The organism is Streptomyces sp. NPDC086023, from assembly GCF_044540325.1.
Lineage (GTDB): Bacteria > Actinomycetota > Actinomycetes > Streptomycetales > Streptomycetaceae > Streptomyces.
This window is the reverse complement of sequence record NZ_JBITRX010000008.1, coordinates 140,801-161,892: the sequence shown is the minus strand read 5'-3', so window position 1 is coordinate 161,892 and position 21,092 is coordinate 140,801. Positions and strand designations below refer to the sequence as shown.

The 21,092-nt window shown below is 72.6% G+C and carries 20 protein-coding genes; 18 read left to right on the top strand and 2 right to left on the bottom strand.

Translation table 11 applies throughout. From position 1 onward, the window contains the following. Positions 1-7 precede the first annotated feature (7 nt). A complete protein-coding gene (locus tag ACIF6F_RS17935) occupies positions 8-1,357 on the top strand; it encodes a replication-associated recombination protein A (RefSeq protein ID WP_399947528.1) in 1,350 nt (449 codons plus the stop codon). Between the two features lie 40 nt (positions 1,358-1,397). Here ACIF6F_RS17935 and ACIF6F_RS17930 read toward each other — a convergent pair whose 3' ends face one another. Further along, on the bottom strand, positions 1,398-2,324 hold the full coding sequence (locus ACIF6F_RS17930; protein ID WP_399947526.1) for a DUF2470 domain-containing protein: 927 nt from the start codon (positions 2,322-2,324) through the stop codon (positions 1,398-1,400). Positions 2,325-2,380: 56 nt separating this feature from the next. On the opposite strand from ACIF6F_RS17930, the gene rpsD reads away from it, so the two are divergent. Continuing rightward, complete coding sequence (gene rpsD / locus ACIF6F_RS17925; protein WP_399947524.1) at positions 2,381-2,992, top strand: 30S ribosomal protein S4; 612 nt, start codon at positions 2,381-2,383, stop codon at positions 2,990-2,992. Positions 2,993-3,049: 57 nt separating this feature from the next. Here rpsD and ACIF6F_RS17920 read toward each other — a convergent pair whose 3' ends face one another. Further along, complete coding sequence (locus ACIF6F_RS17920; protein ID WP_399947522.1) at positions 3,050-5,188, bottom strand: ATP-binding protein; 2,139 nt, start codon at positions 5,186-5,188, stop codon at positions 3,050-3,052. 150 nt (positions 5,189-5,338) lie between these two features. Here ACIF6F_RS17920 and ACIF6F_RS17915 point away from each other — a divergent pair, with 150 nt between their 5' ends. The 16 genes from ACIF6F_RS17915 to ACIF6F_RS17840 all read left to right on the top strand — a co-directional run bounded on the left by ACIF6F_RS17915 (position 5,339) and on the right by ACIF6F_RS17840 (position 21,059). After that, positions 5,339-5,767: a DUF948 domain-containing protein gene (locus tag ACIF6F_RS17915; protein ID WP_399947520.1), complete on the top strand. Its 429-nt coding sequence runs from the start codon at positions 5,339-5,341 to the stop codon at positions 5,765-5,767. A 7-nt stretch (positions 5,768-5,774) separates the two neighbouring features. Continuing rightward, the gene (locus ACIF6F_RS17910; protein ID WP_399947518.1) at positions 5,775-6,128 is read left to right on the top strand and encodes a DUF6167 family protein; all 354 of its coding nucleotides are present in this window, start codon (positions 5,775-5,777) and stop codon (positions 6,126-6,128) included. Next, positions 6,128-8,797 (top strand): alanine--tRNA ligase, encoded by a 2,670-nt coding sequence (alaS, locus tag ACIF6F_RS17905; protein WP_399947516.1) that lies wholly within the window; start codon positions 6,128-6,130, stop codon positions 8,795-8,797. Before ACIF6F_RS17910 ends, alaS begins: the two co-directional genes overlap by 1 nt. Before the next feature lie 2 nt (positions 8,798-8,799). After that, complete coding sequence (ruvX, locus tag ACIF6F_RS17900) at positions 8,800-9,270, top strand: Holliday junction resolvase RuvX (protein WP_399947514.1); 471 nt, start codon at positions 8,800-8,802, stop codon at positions 9,268-9,270. Positions 9,271-9,393: 123 nt separating this feature from the next. Next, complete coding sequence (gene mltG, locus ACIF6F_RS17895; RefSeq protein ID WP_399947512.1) at positions 9,394-11,178, top strand: endolytic transglycosylase MltG; 1,785 nt, start codon at positions 9,394-9,396, stop codon at positions 11,176-11,178. 10 nt (positions 11,179-11,188) lie between these two features. Continuing rightward, positions 11,189-12,010 carry a shikimate dehydrogenase gene (locus ACIF6F_RS17890; protein WP_399947510.1) on the top strand — a complete coding sequence of 274 codons (822 nt, stop codon included), beginning with the start codon at positions 11,189-11,191 and terminating at the stop codon, positions 12,008-12,010. 45 nt (positions 12,011-12,055) lie between these two features. Continuing rightward, positions 12,056-12,295: a hypothetical protein gene (locus ACIF6F_RS17885; protein WP_399947508.1), complete on the top strand. Its 240-nt coding sequence runs from the start codon at positions 12,056-12,058 to the stop codon at positions 12,293-12,295. Positions 12,296-12,409: 114 nt separating this feature from the next. Next, a complete protein-coding gene (gene aroC, locus ACIF6F_RS17880) occupies positions 12,410-13,594 on the top strand; it encodes a chorismate synthase (RefSeq protein ID WP_399947506.1) in 1,185 nt (394 codons plus the stop codon). Continuing rightward, positions 13,591-14,109, top strand: coding sequence for a shikimate kinase (locus ACIF6F_RS17875; RefSeq protein ID WP_399947504.1), 519 nt, complete (start codon positions 13,591-13,593; stop codon positions 14,107-14,109). Before aroC ends, ACIF6F_RS17875 begins: the two co-directional genes overlap by 4 nt. Beyond that, positions 14,106-15,194 carry a 3-dehydroquinate synthase gene (aroB, locus tag ACIF6F_RS17870; RefSeq protein WP_399947501.1) on the top strand — a complete coding sequence of 363 codons (1,089 nt, stop codon included), beginning with the start codon at positions 14,106-14,108 and terminating at the stop codon, positions 15,192-15,194. The genes ACIF6F_RS17875 and aroB overlap by 4 nt, the downstream gene beginning before the upstream one ends. Next, positions 15,191-15,643 (top strand): type II 3-dehydroquinate dehydratase, encoded by a 453-nt coding sequence (gene aroQ, locus ACIF6F_RS17865; protein WP_399947500.1) that lies wholly within the window; start codon positions 15,191-15,193, stop codon positions 15,641-15,643. The genes aroB and aroQ overlap by 4 nt, the downstream gene beginning before the upstream one ends. A 203-nt stretch (positions 15,644-15,846) precedes the next feature. Further along, a complete protein-coding gene (locus ACIF6F_RS17860; RefSeq protein ID WP_399947498.1) occupies positions 15,847-16,569 on the top strand; it encodes an AAA family ATPase in 723 nt (240 codons plus the stop codon). A 71-nt stretch (positions 16,570-16,640) separates the two neighbouring features. After that, positions 16,641-17,747: an aminopeptidase P family protein gene (locus ACIF6F_RS17855; protein ID WP_399947495.1), complete on the top strand. Its 1,107-nt coding sequence runs from the start codon at positions 16,641-16,643 to the stop codon at positions 17,745-17,747. 58 nt (positions 17,748-17,805) lie between these two features. After that, entirely contained in the window at positions 17,806-18,372 is a 567-nt protein-coding gene (gene efp, locus ACIF6F_RS17850; protein ID WP_399947493.1) for an elongation factor P, read from the top strand. A gap of 2 nt (positions 18,373-18,374) precedes the next feature. Further along, entirely contained in the window at positions 18,375-18,806 is a 432-nt protein-coding gene (gene nusB / locus ACIF6F_RS17845; RefSeq protein WP_399947491.1) for a transcription antitermination factor NusB, read from the top strand. Between the two features lie 264 nt (positions 18,807-19,070). Then, positions 19,071-21,059, top strand: a complete 1,989-nt coding sequence (locus ACIF6F_RS17840; protein ID WP_399947489.1) for a B12-binding domain-containing radical SAM protein — start codon at positions 19,071-19,073, stop codon at positions 21,057-21,059. The last annotated feature ends 33 nt before the right edge of the window (positions 21,060-21,092 follow it).

The following is a 21,092-nucleotide window of genomic DNA, read 5'->3' as shown; positions in this document are numbered from 1 at the left end:
TTCAGGCGTGGAACCCGATCTGTTCACCGCCGCCGCCGAGGACCGCCAGGAGAAGGACCCGGCGAGCTCGCCGCTCGCCGTCCGCATGCGCCCGCGCACCCTGGACGAGGTCGTCGGCCAGCAGCACCTGCTCAAGCCCGGCTCGCCGCTGCGGCGTCTGGTCGGGGAGGGGCAGGGCGGTCCGGCCGGCGCCTCCTCCGTGATCCTCTGGGGCCCGCCCGGCATCGGCAAGACCACCCTGGCGTACGTCGTCAGCCAGGCCACCCGGAAGCGCTTCGTGGAGCTGTCCGCGATCACCGCGGGCGTCAAGGAGGTGCGGGCCGTCATCGAGGGAGCCCGCCGCGCGGCCGGGGGGTACGGCAAGGAGACGGTCCTCTTCCTCGACGAGATCCACCGCTTCAGCAAGGCCCAGCAGGACTCGCTGCTCCCGGCCGTCGAGAACCGCTGGGTCACGCTGATCGCGGCGACGACGGAGAACCCGTACTTCTCGGTGATCTCCCCGTTGCTCTCCCGCTCGCTGCTGCTCACGCTGGAGCCGCTGACCGACGAGGACCTGCGCGGCCTGATGCGGCGTGCGCTCACGGAGGAGCGGGGGCTCGGCGGCGCGGTCACGCTGCCGGAGGACGCCGAGGCGCACCTGCTGCGGATCGCGGGCGGTGACGCGCGGCGCGCGCTGACCGCGCTGGAGGCGGGCGCCGGGTCCGCCATCGCCAAGGGCGAGGACGAGATCACCCTCCAGACGGTGGAGGAGGCCGTCGACCGCGCGGCGGTCCGGTACGACAAGGACGGCGACCAGCACTACGACGTGGCCAGCGCGCTCATCAAGTCCATCCGGGGCTCGGACGTGGACGCGGCGCTGCACTACCTGGCGCGGATGATCGAGGCGGGGGAGGACCCGCGGTTCATCGCCCGGCGGCTGATGATCTCGGCCAGCGAGGACATCGGGCTGGCGGACCCGACGGCCCTGCCGACCGCGGTGGCCGCGGCCCAGGCGGTGGCGATGATCGGTTTCCCGGAGGCGGCACTGACCCTCTCGCACGCGACGATCGCGCTGGCGCTGGCCCCCAAGTCGAACACCGCCACCACGGCGATAGGCGCCGCGCTCGCCGACGTCCGCGCCGGCCTGGCGGGGCCGGTGCCGGCGCACCTGCGGGACGGCCACTACAAGGGCGCGGCGAAGCTGGGCCATGCGCAGGGGTACGTGTACCCGCACGACGTGCCGGGCGGGATCGCGGCGCAGCAGTACGCGCCGGACGCGGTGGCGGGCCGGCGGTACTACGAGCCGACGCGGTACGGGGCGGAGGCGCGGTACGCGGACGTGGTCGAGCGGGTCAGGGGCCGCCTGCGCGGCGAATAGGACACCGGTCCCGTGCGGGTCCCGTGCCGGCCGCGGCCGGTCAGCACGCCGCCTCGAACAGGGCGCGCATCGCGCGCCGCAGCCCGCACACGTCCCGGACCGGCTCCGGGAAGTCGAAGCGAGCGTCGAAGGGCCGGTCGCCGGTGAAGCGGACCCGCAGTCCGAAACGGTCCAGCGCCAGGGGCACCGCCCGGCGTCCTCCCGCCTCGGCCTCGCGCGCGCCCAGCAGTCCCGTAAGCCCGCCCACCCGGTCGCCGTGGGCCGCGTGCAGGTGCTGCAGCAGCTCCGCCTCGTGCGCGGCCAGCGGGTCCGGGGATGCGGCGGCCAGGGCGTCGGGGTCGACGTACTCCGTGCCCCACAGGTCGTCCACGCCGATCTCCCCGACCTCCAGGCGCAGCAGCATCCACGCCGGGCGGCCGTACGCACCGGGCGCGGGGTCGGGGTGGAGGGCCTCCCCGAGGCCCAGCAGCTCGCCCACCGGCTGCCGCTCGGCCAGCAGCATGGCGGCCGCGGCCCGCTCCTCCCCGCGCACGGGGGTCAGCCACCCGGCGAGCCACGCGCGGCCCCGGATACGATGGGGCACGGACACCGGCGCCACGTCCGTGATCTCGATCACGGCCGTGAGGTCGTCGTCCTGGGCGTGAGCGGCCGCCCTGGCAGCCGCGCTTTCCCCTGGAACCAGGAGAAGCACGTCCCCGTCCGGGGTGACGGTCCGCGCGACCGGCATCCCTGTCCCCGGCTCTACGGGCCCGTACGCGCCCCGCGCGTCACGAGCACCCGGCAGAGTGAGGGATACTGAGGCGTTGGACTCAACGAGGGTTCGTACGCGCTCGGCTCCGGTGAGCTGTCGAGCGCCTTCCCTGGGACGCGGCTGACCTTGCCTACCGTCGTCGTCAGCGGACGTGGATTGGTTCTCGTCCGAACTGCGATGCGCACTGGGCAGGGAGATCCCATGTGGTCGAGACATTACGTCCTCCTCGAATAAGGTAAGGCTCACCTAACTTACATGGAGGTAGGTTCCTCGTGAACCAGGCACGACCCAAGGTCAAGAAGTCTCGCGCCCTCGGCATCGCCCTGACGCCGAAGGCCGTCAAGTACTTCGAGGCTCGCCCCTACCCGCCGGGCGAGCACGGCCGTGGCCGCAAGCAGAACTCGGACTACAAGGTCCGTCTGCTGGAGAAGCAGCGTCTGCGCGCGCAGTACGACATCTCCGAGAAGCAGATGGCCCGCGCGTACGACCGCGCGAAGAAGGCCGAGGGCAAGACGGGCGAGGCGCTGGTCGTCGAGCTCGAGCGTCGCCTCGACGCCCTGGTGCTGCGTTCGGGCATCGCCCGCACCATCTACCAGGCCCGCCAGATGGTCGTTCACGGCCACATCGAGGTCAACGGTGGCAAGGTCGACAAGCCGTCGTTCCGCGTCCGTCCCGACGACGTCGTGACGGTCCGCGAGCGCAGCCGCGACAAGCACCCGTTCCAGGTCGCCCGCGAGGGTGGCTACGCGGGTGAGGGCGAGACCCCTCGCTACCTGCAGGTCAACCTGAAGGCCCTGGCCTTCCGCCTCGACCGTGACCCGAACCGCAAGGAAATCCCGGTCATCTGCGACGAGCAGCTCGTCGTCGAGTACTACGCCCGCTAAGCCTCCGCGAGCGTAGGGGTGGCCCCGGCGGCGACGCCGGGGGAACCCACAGGCTGGTCAGGCCCGCCGGCTCCCCTCACGGGAGTCGGCGGGCCTGTTCTGTTGTGCGGCCCCGCCGGTACGCGGCGTCGGCAGGGCCACCCGCGCGCGGGCCGGCCCGCGCAGCGCCCGGGCGGCCAGCGCGTCCGCGTCCAGCGTCCGGCCCTCGGCCGCCAGCGCCTCGTACCGCTGCTCGCCCAGCGCCTCGCCCGCCTGCTCCTTGCAGGCCAGCCGGGGGCCGTTGAAGTACCCCGAGCCGAACAGCCGCAGCCCGACCGAGTCCCACAGCCGGTCCGCCGCGCCCTGGAGCACCGCGGCCTCCGCGGGATCGCCCTCCGTGACCGTGAGCAGCGCCAGCAGCTCCACCGCCAGCACCAGGCCCAGCAGGTCGTGGAAGGCGTGGTTGATCGTCACGCACTCGCCGAGCAGCGCCCGCGCCCCCGGCAGGTCGCCCCCGCCCAGCGCCGCGTACCCCAGCACGTACAGCACGTACGCCTTCGCCCACCGCTCCCCGTGGTCCTCGCAGATCTCCCGGACCTCGTGGCACAGCCGCAGCGCCCCCGCCATGTCGCCCTGGAAGGCCAGCGCCAGCGCCAGCTCGACCTGGCACATCAGGACGTTGCTGTTCAGCTCACCGACCTCGCGGTACTGCTCCAGCGCCGCCCCGAACAGCTCCCCGGCCCGCTCCACCTCGTCCGAGACCAGCGCCAGGCAGCCCAGCCGGTGCACCGCGTACGCCATCGCCACCGGGTTCCCGGCCGCCGCGGCACCGTCCCGGCACTCGTGCAGCGCCGCGAGCGCGGCCACCGGGTCGCCCTGCAGGGCCGCCACGTACCCCAGCACCCACAGCGCCTTCAGCCGCGAGCCGTCGTGGTCCGCCGTCACCTCCAGCGCCCGGTCTAGCCAGTGCCGCCCCTCCGCCAGCCGTCCGCAGCCCGCCCAGTAGAACCACAGCGTGCCCGCCAGGTACTGGCCCAGGTGGCCGTCCTCCGGGTCGTCCAGGCAGCACTCCAGGGCCAGCCGCAGGTTCGGCAGCTCCGTGTCCACCCGCGCGGCCACCTCCGCCTGCCGCGGGCTGAACCAGTCCAGCTCGCACCAGGTCGCCAGTCCCATGTACCAGTCCCGGTGCCGCCGCCGCAGCCGCTCGGCCTCGCCCTGCGCCGCCAGCCAGCCCGCGCCGTACTCCCGTACGGTGTCCAGCATCCGGTAGCGGACCCCGGCCGGGCCCTCCTCCCGGACCAGCAGCGACTGGGCCAGCAGCTCGCCGACCACGTCCAGCACGTCGTCCTGGGGGAGTTCGGGTCCCCCGCACACGTACTCCGCGGCGTCGAGGTCGAACTGGCCGGCGAACACGGACAGCCGGGCCCACAGCAGCCGCTCCTGCGGGGTGCACAGCTCGTGGCTCCAGCCGATGGCCGTACGCAGCGCCTGGTGGCGCGGCAGCGTGCCGCGCGCCCCGCCGGTCAGCAGCCGGAACCGGTCCTCCAGGCGGGTGAGCACCTGCCCCACGGACAGGCTCCGCAGCCGCCCGGCCGCCAGCTCCACCGCCAGCGGGATCCCGTCGAGGCGGGCGCACAGCTCCGCCACCGCCTCCCGGTTGCCCTCCGTCAGCGCGAAGCCGGGCACCACCGCGCCCGCCCGCGCCTCCAGCAGCTCCGCCGCCTCCGGCCCGGCCATCGGGGCGAGCGGGAAGCACTGCTCGCCGTCCAGGCACAGCGGCCTGCGGCCCACCGCCAGCACCCGCAGCCCGGGCGCCCTGCGCAGCAGCTCCCGCACCAGCTCCGCGCACGCGTCCACCAGCTGCTCGACGCCGTCCAGCACCAGCAGCGCCCGGCGGTCGGCCAGATGCTCGGCCAGCACCTCACGCGGCGGCCGCGCGGTGTGGTCCGTGAGGCCGAGCGCCTCCGACACGGCGTGGTCCAGCAGCGCCGGGTCGCGGACGGCGGCCAGCTCCGCGAGCCACACCCCGTCGCAGTAGCGTTCCTGCACCTGACGGGCGGCCCTCAGTGCCAGCCGGGTCTTCCCCACGCCGCCGACACCGGTCACCGTCACCAGCCGCGAGGCCTCCAGCAGCCGCCCCAGCTCGGCGAGTTCGGGACCCCGCCCGAAGAAGCCGTTCAGCTCAGAGGGAAGATTGCCGTACGTGCTTGCTCGCATGGGACACGGAGCGTACTGCTCCGGATGCGCTGCGTACAAGGCGCTCGTCGAACCCCGGAATTCCGGTACGGCGGCGCACCCCCGGCGCGATAGGGTCGGGGCACGGCTTTTTCGTTTTTCGATGTGTTCTTCGATCAGGGAGCGGTGCACGTGTCCGGTGGAGAGGTGGCCGGGATCATCGTGGCCGTCTTCTGGGCGATCCTGGTCTCGTTCCTCGCCGTGGTGCTGGCGAGGCTGGCCCAGACGCTCAGGGCGACCACCCGGCTCGTGGCGGACGTGACGGACCGCGCGGTGCCGCTGCTGGCCGACGCGTCCACGACCGTACGCTCCGCCCGCACCCAGCTCGACAAGGTCGACGCCATCACCAGCGACGTCCAGGAGGTCACCTCCAACGCCTCCGCGCTCTCCTCGACCGTGGCCTCCGCCTTCGGCGGCCCGCTGGTCAAGGTCGCGGCCTTCGGCTACGGCGTGCGCAAGGCACTGGGCCGTACGGAGGAGGTGCCCGCCCGGGCGACCCGGCGTACGGTGATCGTCGGACGGACCGTACCAGCGGCCCGGCGCCGGAAGCAGAAGGACTGAGATCGCGATGTTCCGCCGTACCTTCTGGTTCACCGCAGGCGCCGCAGCGGGCGTGTGGGCCACCACCAAGGTCAACCGCAAGCTCAGGCAGCTGACCCCCGAGAGCCTCGCCGCGCAGGCCGCGGACAAGGCCGTCGAGGCGGGCCACCGCCTCAAGGACTTCGCCCTCGACATCAGGGCCGGCATGGCCCAGCGCGAGGACGAACTGAACGACGCACTCGGGCTGCGCCAGGACCCGGACCAGGTCCAGGCACTGCCCGCCCCGCGACGGCGTGCGGAGATCGAGAACGACCCGTCCGCCGCCCGCGGCCGCAAGCAACACCCCCGACTGAATTCGTACAACCGGAATGAGGACCACTGATGGAGTCGGCTGAAATCCGCCGCCGCTGGCTGAGCTTCTTCGAGGAGCGCGGTCACACCGTCGTCCCTTCGGCGTCGCTCATCGCCGACGACCCGACTCTGCTGCTGGTCAACGCGGGCATGGTGCCGTTCAAGCCGTACTTCCTCGGTGAGACCAAGCCCCCGGCCCCGCGGGCCACGAGCGTGCAGAAGTGCGTCCGCACGCCCGACATCGAAGAGGTCGGCAAGACCACCCGCCACGGCACGTTCTTCCAGATGTGCGGCAACTTCTCCTTCGGCGACTACTTCAAGGAAGGCGCCATCAAGTACGCCTGGGAGCTCCTCACGACTCCCGTGGCGGACGGCGGCTACGGCCTGGAGCCGGAGAAGCTCTGGATCACCGTCTACCTCGACGACGACGAGGCCGAGACGATCTGGCGCGACGTGATCGGCGTCCCCGCCGAGCGCATCCAGCGCCTGGGCAAGAAGGACAACTTCTGGTCCATGGGCGTCCCGGGCCCCTGCGGCCCCTGCTCCGAGATCAACTACGACCGCGGCCCCGAGTTCGGCGTCGAGGGCGGCCCGGCCGTCAACGACGAGCGGTACGTGGAGATCTGGAACCTGGTCTTCATGCAGTACGAGCGCGGCGCCGGCGAGGGCAAGGAGGACTTCCCGATCCTCGGCGACCTGCCCTCCAAGAACATCGACACCGGTCTCGGCCTGGAACGCCTCGCGATGATCCTGCAGGGCGTGCAGAACATGTACGAGACCGACACCCTGCGCGTCGTCATGGACAAGGCCACCGAGCTGACGGGCGTCCGCTACGGCGCCGCGAAGGACACGGACGTCTCGATGCGCGTGGTCGCCGACCACATGCGCACCTCCGTGATGCTCATCGGCGACGGCGTGACCCCGGGCAACGAGGGCCGCGGCTACGTGCTGCGCCGCATCATGCGCCGCGCCATCCGCAACATGCGCCTCATGGGCGCCACCGGCCCCGTGGTCAAGGACCTCATCGACGTCGTCATCGACACGATGGGCCGGCAGTACCCGGAGCTGATCACCGACCGCAAGCGCATCGAGACCGTCGCGCTCGCCGAGGAGGCCGCGTTCCTCAAGGCCCTCAAGGGCGGCACGAACATCCTCGACACCGCGGTGACCGAGACCAAGGCCGCCGGCGGCACGGTCCTCTCGGGCGACAAGGCGTTCCTGCTCCACGACACCTGGGGCTTCCCGATCGACCTCACCCTGGAGATGGCCGCCGAGCAGGGCCTCTCCGTGGACGAGACCGGCTTCCGCCGCCTGATGCAGGAGCAGCGCGACCGCGCTAAGGCCGATGCCAAGGCCAAGAAGACCGGCCACGCGGACATGTCCGCCTACCGCGAGATCGCCGACGGTTCCGGCGGCACCGAGTTCACCGGCTACGCCACCACCCAGGGCGAGGCCACCATCGTCGGCCTGCTGGTCAACGGCGTCTCCGCGCCCGCCGCCTCCGAGGGCGACGAGGTCGAGGTCGTCCTCGACCGCACCCCCTTCTACGCCGAGGGCGGTGGCCAGCTCGCCGACCAGGGCCGCATCAAGCTCGACTCCGGCGCCGTCATCGAGGTCCGCGACGTCCAGCAGCCGGTCCCGGGCGTCTCGGTCCACAAGGGCTCCGTCCAGGTCGGCGAGGTGACGGTCGGCGCCTCCGCGTACGCCGCCATCGACGTCAAGCGCCGCCGGGCCATCGCCCGTGCCCACTCGGCCACCCACCTGACCCACCAGGCGCTGCGCGACGCCCTCGGCCCGACGGCCGCCCAGGCCGGCTCCGAGAACTCGCCCGGCCGCTTCCGCTTCGACTTCGGCTCCCCGAACGCCGTCCCCGGCACGGTCCTGACCGACGTCGAGCAGAAGATCAACGAGGTGCTCTCCCGCGAGCTCGACGTCACCGCCGAGATCATGAGCATCGACGAGGCGAAGAAGCAGGGCGCCATCGCCGAGTTCGGCGAGAAGTACGGCGAGCGCGTGCGCGTCGTGACCATCGGCGACTTCTCCAAGGAGCTGTGCGGCGGCACGCACGTCGGCAACACCAGCCAGCTCGGCCTGGTCAAGCTGCTCGGCGAGTCCTCCATCGGCTCCGGCGTGCGCCGCGTCGAGGCCCTGGTCGGCGTGGACGCGTACAACTTCCTCGCCAAGGAGCACACGGTCGTCGCCCAGCTCCAGGAGCTGGTCAAGGGCCGTCCGGAGGAGCTGCCGGAGAAGATCTCCTCGATGCTCACCAAGCTCAAGGACGCCGAGAAGGAGATCGAGAAGTTCCGCGCGGAGAAGGTCCTCCAGGCCGCTGCCGGACTCGCCGAGAACGCCCAGGACATCCGCGGCGTGGCCCTCGTGGTCGGCCAGGTGCCGGACGGCACCGGCGCCGACGACCTGCGCAAGCTGGTCCTCGACGTGCGCGGCCGCATCCCGGGTGACCGCCCGGCCGTCGTGGCCCTCTTCACCACGGCCAACGAGCGTCCGCTGACGGTCATCGCCACCAACGAGGCCGCCCGCGAGCGCGGCCTCAAGGCCGGCGACCTGGTCCGTACGGCCGCCAAGACCCTCGGCGGCGGCGGTGGCGGCAAGCCGGACGTGGCCCAGGGCGGCGGCCAGAACCCGGCCGCCATCCCCGAGGCCATCGCCGCGGTCGAGCGCCTCGTCGTCGAGACGGCCTGACGATGACCCTGCGCCGCGGACGTCGGCTCGCGATCGACGTCGGGGACGCCCGGATCGGGGTCGCCTCGTGCGACCCCGACGGGGTGCTCGCCACACCGGTGGAGACCGTGCCGGGACGTGACGTCCCGGCCGCCCACCGGCGGCTGCGCCAGCTGGTCGAGGAGTACGAGCCCCTGGAGGTCGTGGTCGGACTGCCCCGTTCGCTCAGCGGGCGGGAGGGTCCGGCCGCGGCCAAGGTGCGGGCCTTCGCCACCGAACTGGCCAAGGGCATCAAGCCGGTGACGGTCCGTCTGGTGGACGAGCGGATGACGACCGTCACCGCGGCCCAGGGCCTGCGGGCCTCCGGGAAGAACGCCAGGAAGGGCCGTTCGGTCATCGACCAGGCAGCCGCTGTGGTGATCCTTCAGAACGCTCTTGAGACCGAACGGGTATCAGGTAATCCGCCCGGCGAGAGCGTCGAAGTGGTCATCTGATCGCGATACGGTAACGTTCCGCGCCATGTGGCGGCTTTTCGAACAGCCGTCGCCCATGGAAGAGGCGGACCGGAAGCCGTGGTACCCACGCCAGGGCCACCGTCTCGCGGCTCCAGGAGACCGATGACTGAGTATGGCCGGGGCACGGGCCCCGAACCGTGGCACCCTGACGACCCCCTGTACGGGGACCAGGCGTGGACCGGACACCAGGCCCAGCACGGCCAGGTGCCGTACGAAGGCGCGCAGCAGCACTACTACTACCAGCAGCAGCCGCAGCAGCCCCAGGTCCCGTACCACCCCCAGCAGCCAGGGGGGCAATACCAGCCGCAGCAGCCGCAGTACCAGGACCCCCAGTACCAGGACCCGCACTATGGGGACCCCCAGTACCAGGACCCCCAGTACCAGGACCCGCACTACGGGGACCCCCAGTACCAGGACCGGCAGCAGGCGTACGGTGCCCAGCCGCAGCAGGCCGACCCCGGCCAGTACCCCGGGGACGGCACAGGCGGCTGGGACACCGGCTCCTGGAACACCGGCGCGCCCGACCCGTACGGCGCCCAGCAGCCCGTGGGCTACCCCGCCGAGGCCCCCGACCGGTACCGCACCGCGGAGGCCTACCCGCCTCCGCAGCCGCCCAACCGCCGCCACCTCGTACCCGAGCCGGCGGGGGAGTGGCTGGACGAGCAGGCCGAGGACGGCAAGGACGCCGAGCCGGAGGAGCCCGAGCACGCGTTCTTCGCCGGCGGCGGGGACGACGACGACCACGACGACGACTCCGGCGACCGGGGCGGCCGCGGCAAACGCGGCGGCCGGGGCGGTCGCAAGCAGAAGGGCCGCAGCGGAGTGGCCTGCCTGGTCGTCTCCCTCGTCCTGGTGGGCGGCGTCGGCGGCGGCGGGTACCTCGCCTACGACTTCCTGAAGGCCAAGTTCGGCCCGGCCGAGGACTACGCGGGCGAGGGCACGGGCTCGGTCGAGGTCGAGATCAAGGCGGGCTCCGGCCTGTACGAGATGGGCAACGTGCTCAAGGCCGCCGGCGTGGTCAAGAGCGCCGAGGCCTTCGTCACCGCCGCGCAGGAGAACCCGCGCGGCACCGGCATCCAGCCCGGCCTCTACACGCTGAAGAAGACGATGTCGGGCCAGGCTGCCGTCGAGGCCATGCTCAGCGGCACCGCCCAGAACGTGCTGATGGTCAACCCCGGCATGCGCAATGCCGAGGTCTACAAGGCCATCGACAAGAAGCTCAAGCAGCCCGAGGGCACCACCGCGGGGGTGGCCAAGAACCAGGCCAAGAACCTCGGCCTGCCCGCGTGGGCCGACGACAACCCGAAGATCAAGGACCCGCTGGAGGGCTTCCTCTTCCCGCAGCGCTACGACCTGAGCGCCGGGGCCACGCCGGAGAAGCTGCTCAAGCAGATGGTCGCCAAGGCCTCCGCGCAGTACCAGGAGCTGGGCTTCGACCAGAACAAGGCCAAGTCCCTGGGTCTGGACTCGCCGCTCCAGCTCGTCACGGTCGCCAGCCTCGTGCAGGCCGAGGGCATGAACCACGACGACTTCCGCAAGATGGCGGACGTCATCTACAACCGACTCAAGCCCACCAACGACATCACGAACCGGAAGCTTGAGTTCGACTCGACGATCAACTACGCCAAGGGCACGAGCAACATCCACGTGGGCCGCACCGAGGCGCGGACCCTGGAGGACCCGTACAACACGTACAAGCACGAGGGTCCGCCGCCCGGCCCGATCGGCAACCCGGGTACGGACGCCCTCAACGCCGCCCTCAATCCCGACAAGGGCGGGTGGATGTTCTTCGTATCAGTTGACGGAAAGACGACCACCTTCACCAAGACCTTCGCCGAGCACGAGAAACTGGTCGCGGAGTTCAACAAGAAGCACAACAACGGGTAGGTAGTCACAGATGTCTGGTCGTCGGGCCGCGGTGCTGGGTTCGCCCATCGAGCACTCTCTTTCTCCGGTGCTGCACCGCGCCGCCTACCGGGAGCTGGGCCTCGCCGACTGGTCGTACGACCGGTTCGAGGTCGACGAGGCCGGGCTCCCGGCGTTCGTGGCGGGGCTCGACGACCGCTGGGCCGGGCTGTCGCTGACCATGCCGCTCAAGCGGGCGGTCATGCCGCTGCTGGACGAGGTCAGCGAGACGGCCGCCTCCGTCGAGGCCGTCAACACGGTGGTCTTCACGGAGGACGGACGCCGGATCGGCGACAACACCGACATCCCGGGCATCATCGCCGCGCTGCACGAGCGCGGCGTCGACGAGGTGCCCTCGGCCGCCGTCCTCGGCGCCGGGGCCACCGCCTCCTCGGCGCTCGCGGCCCTGTCCCGGATATGCACCGGCGAGGTCACCGCGTACGTCCGCAGCCAGGCCCGCGCGGCCGAGATGCGGCAGTGGGGCGAGCGGCTCGGCGTGGCCGTGCGCACCGCGGACTGGGCCGATGCAGCCGCGGCGCTCAGCGCGCCCCTGGTCGTCGCCACCACCCCCGCCGGGACCACCGACGCCCTCGCGGCGCGCGTCCCCGATGCCCCCGGCACCCTCTTCGACGTGCTGTACGAGCCCTGGCCCACCGCCCTCGCGGCCGCCTGGGACCGGCGTGGCGGCCAGGTCGTCGGCGGTCTGGACCTCCTCGTCCACCAGGCCGTGCTCCAGGTCGGGCAGATGACCGGCCACCCCGGCCCCCTCGCCGCCATGCGGGCCGCCGGAGAGCGCGCACTGGCCGCCCGATAGGCTCCCCACCTGCGACGACGCAGGTGAAACCGAGGGGGAGCGGTCATGGACGGGGCGACGGGCACGGTGCTGGCAGGCAAATTCGACTTCCTGTGGGACCTCGGGGCGTGGATCCCGGCCCTCCTCAGACTGGCCTTCGGGAACGCCCCGGAGTGGGTCCGGTACTCCCTGCTCGCGGTCGTCGGCGGCTGCTTCCTGTGGGCCGGCATGCGGTGGCTCCAGCGTCGCGGCGCGGTCGTCAGGACGCCCCGGGCCGGCTCCGCGGATGAGACGGGCGTCCGATAGCTGGACCAGAGATCGGTCCCGCACGCTGGACGTGGGAGGATTCGGGTACGGCGGGCCAGGGCCGCGCACCCGGACCGGCCGTGGCAGTTCCAGGCGCGAGCATGAGGAGCATCGTTGAGCAGGTTGCGTTGGCTGACCGCTGGGGAGTCGCACGGACCCGCGCTGGTCGCGACGCTGGAGGGGCTTCCCGCCGGCGTTCCGGTCACCACTGAGCTGGTGGCCGACCACCTCGCGCGGCGACGCCTGGGCTATGGCCGCGGTGCGCGGATGAAGTTCGAGCAGGACGAGGTGACCTTCCTCGGTGGTGTCCGGCACGGGCTGTCGCTGGGTTCGCCGGTGGCCGTGATGGTCGGCAACACCGAGTGGCCCAAGTGGGAGAAGGTCATGTCCGCCGACCCGGTGGACCCGGCGGAGCTGAAGGAGACCGGCCGCAACGCGCCGCTCACCCGCCCGCGCCCCGGGCACGCCGACCTGGCCGGCATGCAGAAGTACGGCTTCGACGAGGCGCGCCCGATCCTGGAGCGCGCCAGCGCCCGGGAGACGGCCGCCCGCGTCGCCCTCGGCGCCGTGGCCCGGTCCTTCCTCAAGGAGGCCGCCGGCATCGAGATCGTCTCCCACGTCGTGGAACTGGCCGCCGCCAAGGCCCCGTACGGCGTGTATCCCACCCCGGCCGACGTCGAGAAGCTCGACGCCGATCCGGTGCGCTGCCTCGACGCCGACGCGAGCAAGGCGATGGTGGCCGAGATCGACCAGGCCCACAAGGACGGCGACACCCTCGGCGGCGTCGTCGAGGTCCTGGCCTACGGCGTGCCCGTCGGCCTCGGCTCCCACGTCCACTGGGACCGCCGTCTCGACGCCCGCCTGGCCGCGGCCCTGATGGGCATCCAGGCCATCAAGGGCGTCGAGGTCGGCGACGGCTTCGACCTCGCCCGCGTCCCCGGCTCGAAGGCGCACGACGAGATCGTCGCCACCCCCGAGGGCATCAAGCGCACCTCCGGGCGCGCCGGCGGCACCGAGGGCGGCCTGAGCACCGGCGAACTGCTGCGCGTCCGCGCGGCCATGAAGCCGATCGCGACCGTGCCCCGCGCGCTCGCCACCGTCGACGTGGCGACCGGCGAGGCCGCCGCGGCCCACCACCAGCGCTCCGACGTGTGCGCGGTGCCCGCCGCGGGCATCGTCGCCGAGGCCATGGTCGCCCTGGTCCTCGCGGACGCGGTGCTGGAGAAGTTCGGCGGCGACTCGGTCGCCGAGACCCGCCGCAACGTCACGTCGTACCTCGACAACCTCCAGATCCGGTGACCGGCGGACCCCTGGTCGTCCTCGTCGGACCCATGGGATCCGGCAAGTCCACGGTGGGCGCGCTGCTGGCCGAGCGGCTCGGCGCGCCCTACCGGGACACCGACGCGGACATCGTCGCCGCCCAGGGCCGGGAGATCTCCGAGATCTTCGTGGACGAGGGCGAGCCCTACTTCCGCGCGCTGGAGAAGGCGGCCGTCGCGGCCGCCGTCGCCGAGCACCGGGGCATCCTGGCGCTCGGCGGCGGCGCCGTCCTCGACGCGGACACCCGCGAGCTGCTGGCCGGGCAGCCGGTGGTCTACCTGTCGATGGACGTCGAGGAGGCCGTGCGCCGGGTCGGCCTCGGCGCCGCCCGCCCGCTGCTCGCCGTCAACCCGCGCCGGCAGTGGCGCGAGCTGATGGAGGCCCGCCGCCACCTGTACACCGACGTCGCCCGCGTCGAGGTGGCCACCGACAACCGAACCCCTGAAGAGGTCGCCGAGGCGATCCTCGACGCACTGGAGTTGAAGGACGTATGACGGACGTGACGCGGATCCAGGTCGGCGCGAGCGCAGGCCACGACGCGTACGAGGTCCTGGTCGGCGAGCAGCTGCTCGGCGAGCTCGCCGGTCTGATCGGCACCAAGGCCAAGCGCGTCGCCGTGATCCACCCGGAGGCGCTCGCGTCCACCGGCGAGGCGCTCCGCGACGACCTGGCCGAGCAGGGCTACGAGGCCATCGCCATCCAGGTGCCCAACGCCGAGGAGGCCAAGACCGCCGAGGTCGCCGCGTACTGCTGGAAGGCGCTGGGCCAGTCCGGCTTCACCCGCACCGACGTGATCGTCGGCGTGGGCGGCGGAGCCACCACGGACCTGGCGGGCTTCGTCGCGGCCACCTGGCTGCGCGGGGTGCGCTGGGTCGCCGTACCGACCACCGTGCTGGCGATGGTGGACGCAGCCGTGGGCGGCAAGACCGGCATCAACACCGCCGAGGGCAAGAACCTCGTCGGCGCCTTTCACCCGCCGGCCGGCGTGCTGTGCGACCTGGCGGCGCTGGAGTCGCTGCCGGTCCACGACTACGTGAGCGGTCTGGCCGAGATCATCAAGGCCGGCTTCATCGCCGACCCGGTGATCCTGGACCTCGTCGAGGCCGACCCGGAGGCCGCCCGGACCCCGGCCGGTCCGCACACCGCCGAGCTGATCGTCCGCTCCATCCAGGTCAAGGCCGACGTGGTCTCCAGCGACCTCAAGGAGTCCGGCCTGCGCGAGATCCTCAACTACGGGCACACCCTCGCCCACGCGATCGAGAAGAACGAGCGCTACAAGTGGCGGCACGGCGCGGCCGTCTCCGTCGGCATGGTCTTCGCCGCCGAGCTGGGCCGTCTCGCCGGCCGCCTGGACGACGCGACCGCCGACCGCCACAAGTCGGTGCTGGCCTCCGTCGGCCTGCCGCTGACCTACCGGGGCGACCAGTGGCCCAAGCTGCTGGAGACCATGAAGGTCGACAAGAAGTCCCGCGGCGACCTGCTCCGGTTCATCGTCCTCGACGGCCTGGCCAAGCCCACCGTCCTGGAGGGCCCCGACCCGGCCGTCCTCGTGGCGGCGTACGGCGAGGTCTCCGCGTGAGCCGCCGGGTGTTGGTCCTCAACGGGCCGAACCTCGGCCGCCTCGGCTCCCGCGAGCCGGACGTGTACGGGGCCACCTCGTACGCCGGCCTGGTGGACACCTGCCGGAAGCTCGGCGCCGAGCTGGGCTTCGACGTCGAGGTCCGCGAGACCAACGACGAGGGCCAGATGATCCGCTGGCTGCACGAGGCCGCCGACGGCCGGCTGCCCGTGGTCATCAACCCCGGTGCCTTCACGCACTACTCGTACGGGATGCGCGACGCGGCGGCGCAGCGCACCGCGCCGCTCATCGAGGTGCACATCTCCAACCCGTACGCCCGGGAGGAATTCCGGCACACCTCGGTGATCGCGGCCGTGGCGACCGGGACCGTGGCCGGGTTCGGCATCGGCTCCTACCGGCTGGCCCTGCGGGCGCTCGCCGACGAGCTGGCCGACCAGCTGGGCGACTGACCGCCGGGCGACCGGCCGGAGGGTCGACCGGCCGGGCAGCGGACCCGCGGCGACCGACCGGCGGGCGCCGGTCGCGGGCCGGCCGATTCCGGCCGAATCCCGGACAAGGGGCACTCCTGACCGTCCCCGGCCGTTCTTCGCAGGACGGCCGGGGACGGTAACGTTTCCGCATCAGTGGCGTGGTACGGACGGAGTGGCAACGGATGCAGCACGCAGTGGGGGGCTGGGGCCAGCCGGGACAGCACCCGGCGGCGCAGGTTCCGCCGGGGGGCCCGGCGGCCCTGGGCTGGACCGACCCCACGGGGCACCTGGCGCTGCCGCCCGGAGGCCCCGTACCGCACCCGGCACCGCCCGCGCAGGGTACCGGCCACGCGACCCTCGCCGTCCTGCTCATAGGCCCGGCCGGCGCGGGCAAGACCACCGTGGCCCGGCACTGGGCGGCGAGCCGGCCTGTGCCCACCGCCCACATCAGCCTCGACGACGTGCGCGAATGGGTCTGCTCGGGCTTCGCCGACCCCCAGGCCGGCTGGAACGAGCACTCCGAGGCCCAGTACCGGCTGGCCCGCCGCACCTGCGGCTTCGCCGCCCGCAACTTCCTGGCCAACGGCATCTCCTGCATCGTCGACGACGCCGTCTTCCCCGACCGGCCCGTGGTGGGCCTCGGCGGCTGGAAGCGGCACGTCGGCCCGGGCCTGCTGCCCGTGGTCCTGCTCCCGGGGCTGGAGATCGTCCTGGAGCGCAACGCGGAGCGCAGCGGCAACCGGCGGCTGTCCGACGAGGAGGTCGCCCGGATCCACGGGCGGATGGCCGGCTGGTACGGCTCCGGGCTGCCGATCATCGACAACTCGCAGTACGACGTGGAGACCACCGCCCGCGCCCTGGACGAGGTGCTGGCCCGCGCCATCGCGGCCCCGCCCGGCTGGTAGCCGCCCTCCCCGCACCCCGTCCGGACGCGCTCGGCAGGCCGGGCGGCCGGCACGCTCGTACGCTCGGAAACATGTCAGAGGTGTACGCGGTCCGCCGCGGCCTGCTGCGCGACCGGTTCACCGCCGCCGGCAGCCAGGCCGCCCTGATCTCCCGTCCGGCCAACGTCCGCTATCTCGCCGGCGCGGCCCCCCGGGGCGCCGTGCTGCTCCTCGGCCCTCGCGAGGACGTGCTGTTCTGCCCCGACAGTCCGACCGGCGAGCCCGAGGAGGGCCGCCTCGACGAACTGCTCAAGGTCTCCGTACTGGCGCGGCCGGGCGGTGATCCCGCCGTCGCCGCCGCCGACCTCGCGGCCGGCGCCCGCGCCGACGGCCTCGCGGTCGAGGAGCACCACCTGACCGTGGCCCGGCACCGGGCACTCGGCTCCGTGGCCCCGCGCCTCCGCCTGGCCGACCTCGGCCTCGCGGTCGAACAGCAGCGGCTGGTCAAGGACGAGGAGGAGATCGCCTGCCTCCGGATCGCCGCCGAGATCGCCGACCAGGCCCTCGGCGAGCTGCTGGAGTCGATCCTGGTCGGCCGCACCGAGCGGCACCTCGCCCTGGAGCTGGAGCGCCGGCTGGTCGACCACGGGGCGGACGGCCCGGCATTCCGCACCTCCGTGGCCACCGGACCGCACTCCGGCCGCTCCGGCCACCGCCCCACCGACCGGCGGGTCGAGGAGGGCGACTTCCTCTCCGTCTGCCTCGGTGCCAACTACCGCGGCTACCGCTGCGAGATCGGCCGCACCTTTGTCATCGGCACCACGCCCGCCGACTGGCAGATCGAGCTGTACGACCTGGTCTTCGCCGCCCAGCGGGCGGGCCGCGAGGCCCTCACCCCAGGCGCCGCGTACCGCGACGTCGACCGCGCCGCACGCCAGGTGATCGACTCCGCGGGCCACGGCGAGGCCCTCGCGCCCTGGACCGGACACGGGGTCGGACTCGAAATCGACGAGGACCCGCAGCTCGCACCCGACGCAATGGGTAAACTGGACGCTTGCGTGCCGGTCACCGTCGAACCGGGGGTCCACCTCCCGGGCCGGGGCGGCGTCCGGATCGATGACACGCTCGTCGTACGCCCCGAGGCGGACGGCGGACCCGAGCTACTCACCATTACGACCAAGGAGCTGCTCGCGCTGTAGCCGCTCGTGCGGCACGGGCGCGCGCCCGTGGTCTTTCAGTCCAGGAGATTTGGCAACCGTGGCTTCCACGAACGACCTCAAGAACGGCATGGTGCTCAAGCTCGACGGGGGCCAGCTCTGGTCCGTCGTCGAGTTCCAGCACGTCAAGCCCGGCAAGGGCCCGGCCTTCGTGCGCACCAAGCTCAAGAACGTGCTGTCCGGCAAGGTCGTCGACAAGACCTTCAACGCGGGCGTGAAGGTCGACACGGCCACGATCGACCGCCGCGACATGCAGTTCTCCTACATGGACGGCGAGTACTTCGTCTTCATGGACCTGGAGACCTACGACCAGCTGCACATCGACCGGAAGGTCGTCGGCGACGCCGCGAACTTCCTGATCGAGGGCTTCGAGGCCTCGGTCGCCCGCCACGAGGGCGAGGTGCTGTACGTCGAGCTCCCGGCCGCCGTCGAGCTGACCATCCAGCACACCGACCCGGGCGTCCAGGGCGACCGCTCCACCGGTGGCACCAAGCCCGCCACCCTGGAGACCGGCCACGAGATCCAGGTGCCGCTCTTCGTCACCACCGGTGAGAAGGTCAAGGTCGACACCCGCAACAGCTCCTACCTCGGCCGGGTGAACGACTAACCGTGGCTGCCCGCAGCAAGGCCCGCAAGCGCGCCTTCCAGATCCTCTTCGAGGCCGATCAGCGCGGCGAGTCCGTGCAGACCGTTCTCGCGGACTGGATCCGCCACTCGCGGTCGGACGACCGGCAGCCGCCGGTCGCGGAGTACACGATGCAGCTCGTCGAGGGGTACGCCGACAAGGTGGCCCGGATCGACGACCTGATCGTCACCTACGCGAAGGACTGGGACCTCGACCGCATGCCGGTCGTGGACCGGAACATCGTCCGGCTCGCCACGTACGAGCTGGTGTGGGAGGACGACACCCCCGACGCCGTCGTGATCGACGAGGCCGTGCAGCTCGCCCGGGAGTTCTCCACCGACGACTCCCCGGCCTTCGTGAACGGCCTGCTCGGCCGCTTCAAGGAGCTGAAGCCGAACCTGCGTCGCGAGGCCTGAGCGCCTCCCGACGGTTCCGCGGACACGGAAGGGGCCCGCAGCGCACGCTGCGGGCCCCTTCCGTGCGTCCGGGACGGCTCCCGCCCTCAGACTCCCGCCCTCAGGCCCTCGCCCTCGGGCTCCGCCCTTCCGGCCGTTGGTCCGGACCGGGTGCGCCTTCCGGCCAAAGGCGCTGGGGCCCCTTGAGGCCCACACGTCACCGGTGACATATTCGGGGCGCACTCTCCCGGTGGAAATCCGACAGGCACACACGGGGTGACAGCGATGCCGGACACGGTTCCGAGGGCCCTCCAGGACGACGTACCGACCGCCCTCCACGACGACTTCCTCAGCCGGCCCGCCGCGCGGGCCGCCGACACCGCGTGGCTGGAGCGCCGGCGCTGCGGCATCCACGCCCGGGCCAGGGACCGGTGTACCGGCCCGGCCGGGGAGACGGCGGAGGCGGAGGCCCTCTGGGCCGCCCGCTCCTACCCCGTCCTCGCTGTCCTCGCGCCCGTGATGAGCACGCACGAGGAGAAGATCGAGTTCCCCGGCGACCCCATGTGCCTCTACACGGCACTGAGCCACGCCATCGCCCGCATCGCCGAGGTGCGCGCCTCGGGCGCGCTGACCGTCGACGGGTACAACGACTTCTGTCCGGCGCTGGGCCGATTACCCTCGCCCGACTACCGATTACGGGCCCCGGAGGGAGCCGTCCGCTTCACTCCGGAAGACCTCGCCGCCGGCGAGCTCACCACCGACCAGTGCGTCTTCGACCCGCGCGTGTGGAACGCCCGGGCCGAGACCTGCTTCCGCGAGCGGGTCCTGCGGGTCCTGCGCCCCCGCGCCGTCCTGATCAGCACCGTCTCCCCGGGCCACCGCTACGCCCTCGCCATGGCGCGCGTGGTCAAGGAGGAACTGCCCGACTGCCTCGTCGTCCTCGGCGGCCGCCACGTCGACGAGACCGTCCGCTACGACCCCCGCGCCCGCCGGGTCCGCCTCGCCCCCAGCAGCCCCCTCGTCGCCGACCGGCCCCGCGGCTCCCTGCCGGTCGACCTGCTGTGCGCCGGAGAGGGCTCGTACGCGCTGGACCTGCTGCTCCGCGCCGTCTCCCTGGCCTGCGACCCCTTCACCGGCGTGCCCAGCACGGACCGGACGGTGGCGGCGCTGGAGCTGCTCGCCCGGCACGAGAAGGAGGTCAGGGGGAGCGCGCTGATCCTCGCCCTCGGCACCACGGACGGCCGCCGCCACGCCTTCCCCCTGGACGGCGAGCGCATCGCGCTGGAGAGCCTGCCCGCCCCGTACGCGGCCTTCGCCGTGCGGGCCCGCTTCCCCGTTTTCACGCGCCCCGACGGCGCCGGCATGCTGACCGCGCACATGATGCTCACCAATGCCTGCCCGTACCACTGCAACTTCTGCTCCGAGGGCGCGCTGGTCGTCGGCGGTCTCAAGCGCTTCCCGCGCCACGCGGTGACCGCGGCCGTGGAGCGGGTCGCCGAGTACGTGTCGTACGGCGCCGAGTCCCTCTTCTTCGACGACTCGATCCTGTGGGCCGGGGACTTCACGGCCGTCCGGGCCTTCTGCGCGGAGCTGTCCGCCCTTCGCACGGCCGGTCCCGGCGACGCCCTCCCCGGCGCCCGGCTGCTGCGCACCCCCGCCGAGCGGGACCGGCTGCGGGCGCTGAAGTGGGGCGAGCAGTTCACCGTCGACTCGCTCACCGGCCTGCGCTCGCCCGGGGAGGTGCGGGAGACCCTCGCGGCGCTGCGGGCGGCCGGGTGCACGTACGCCTACGTCGGCATCGAGAGCCTGGCGCCCGAGGTGATGCGGCACATCCACAAGAACCTCCGCCCGGACGCCCCGGAGAGCTGGGAGGAACGCGTCCGCGCCGCCCTCACCCTGCTGCGCGGGGCCGGCATCGAGGTGGGCAGCTCGGTGCTGTTCGGCCTCGAAGGGGAGACCCGCGCGACCATCGACCACACCATCGCCGGGGTGTCCCGGCTGATCCGCGACGGGCTGCTGTCCATCGCCAGCCCCAACATCCTCACCTACCACCCCGGGACGCCGCTGACCCGGCAGCACGGGATGGCGGACCGGCTGGACTACCACAGCCCGGACGTGGAGAGCCGCCCTCCGTACACCTACTTCGAGGAGGCCTTCCCCGGTGTCGTCTCGCGCGCCCTGACCGAGGAGGACATCTGGCACATCCACCGGGCCGCCCAGGCCGCCTGGGGCGGGCACCGCAACAGCCAGCCGATGGCCGAGACCGCGCTCTGACCGCAGCCCCGTCCGTGACTCGCGTCCCCGACT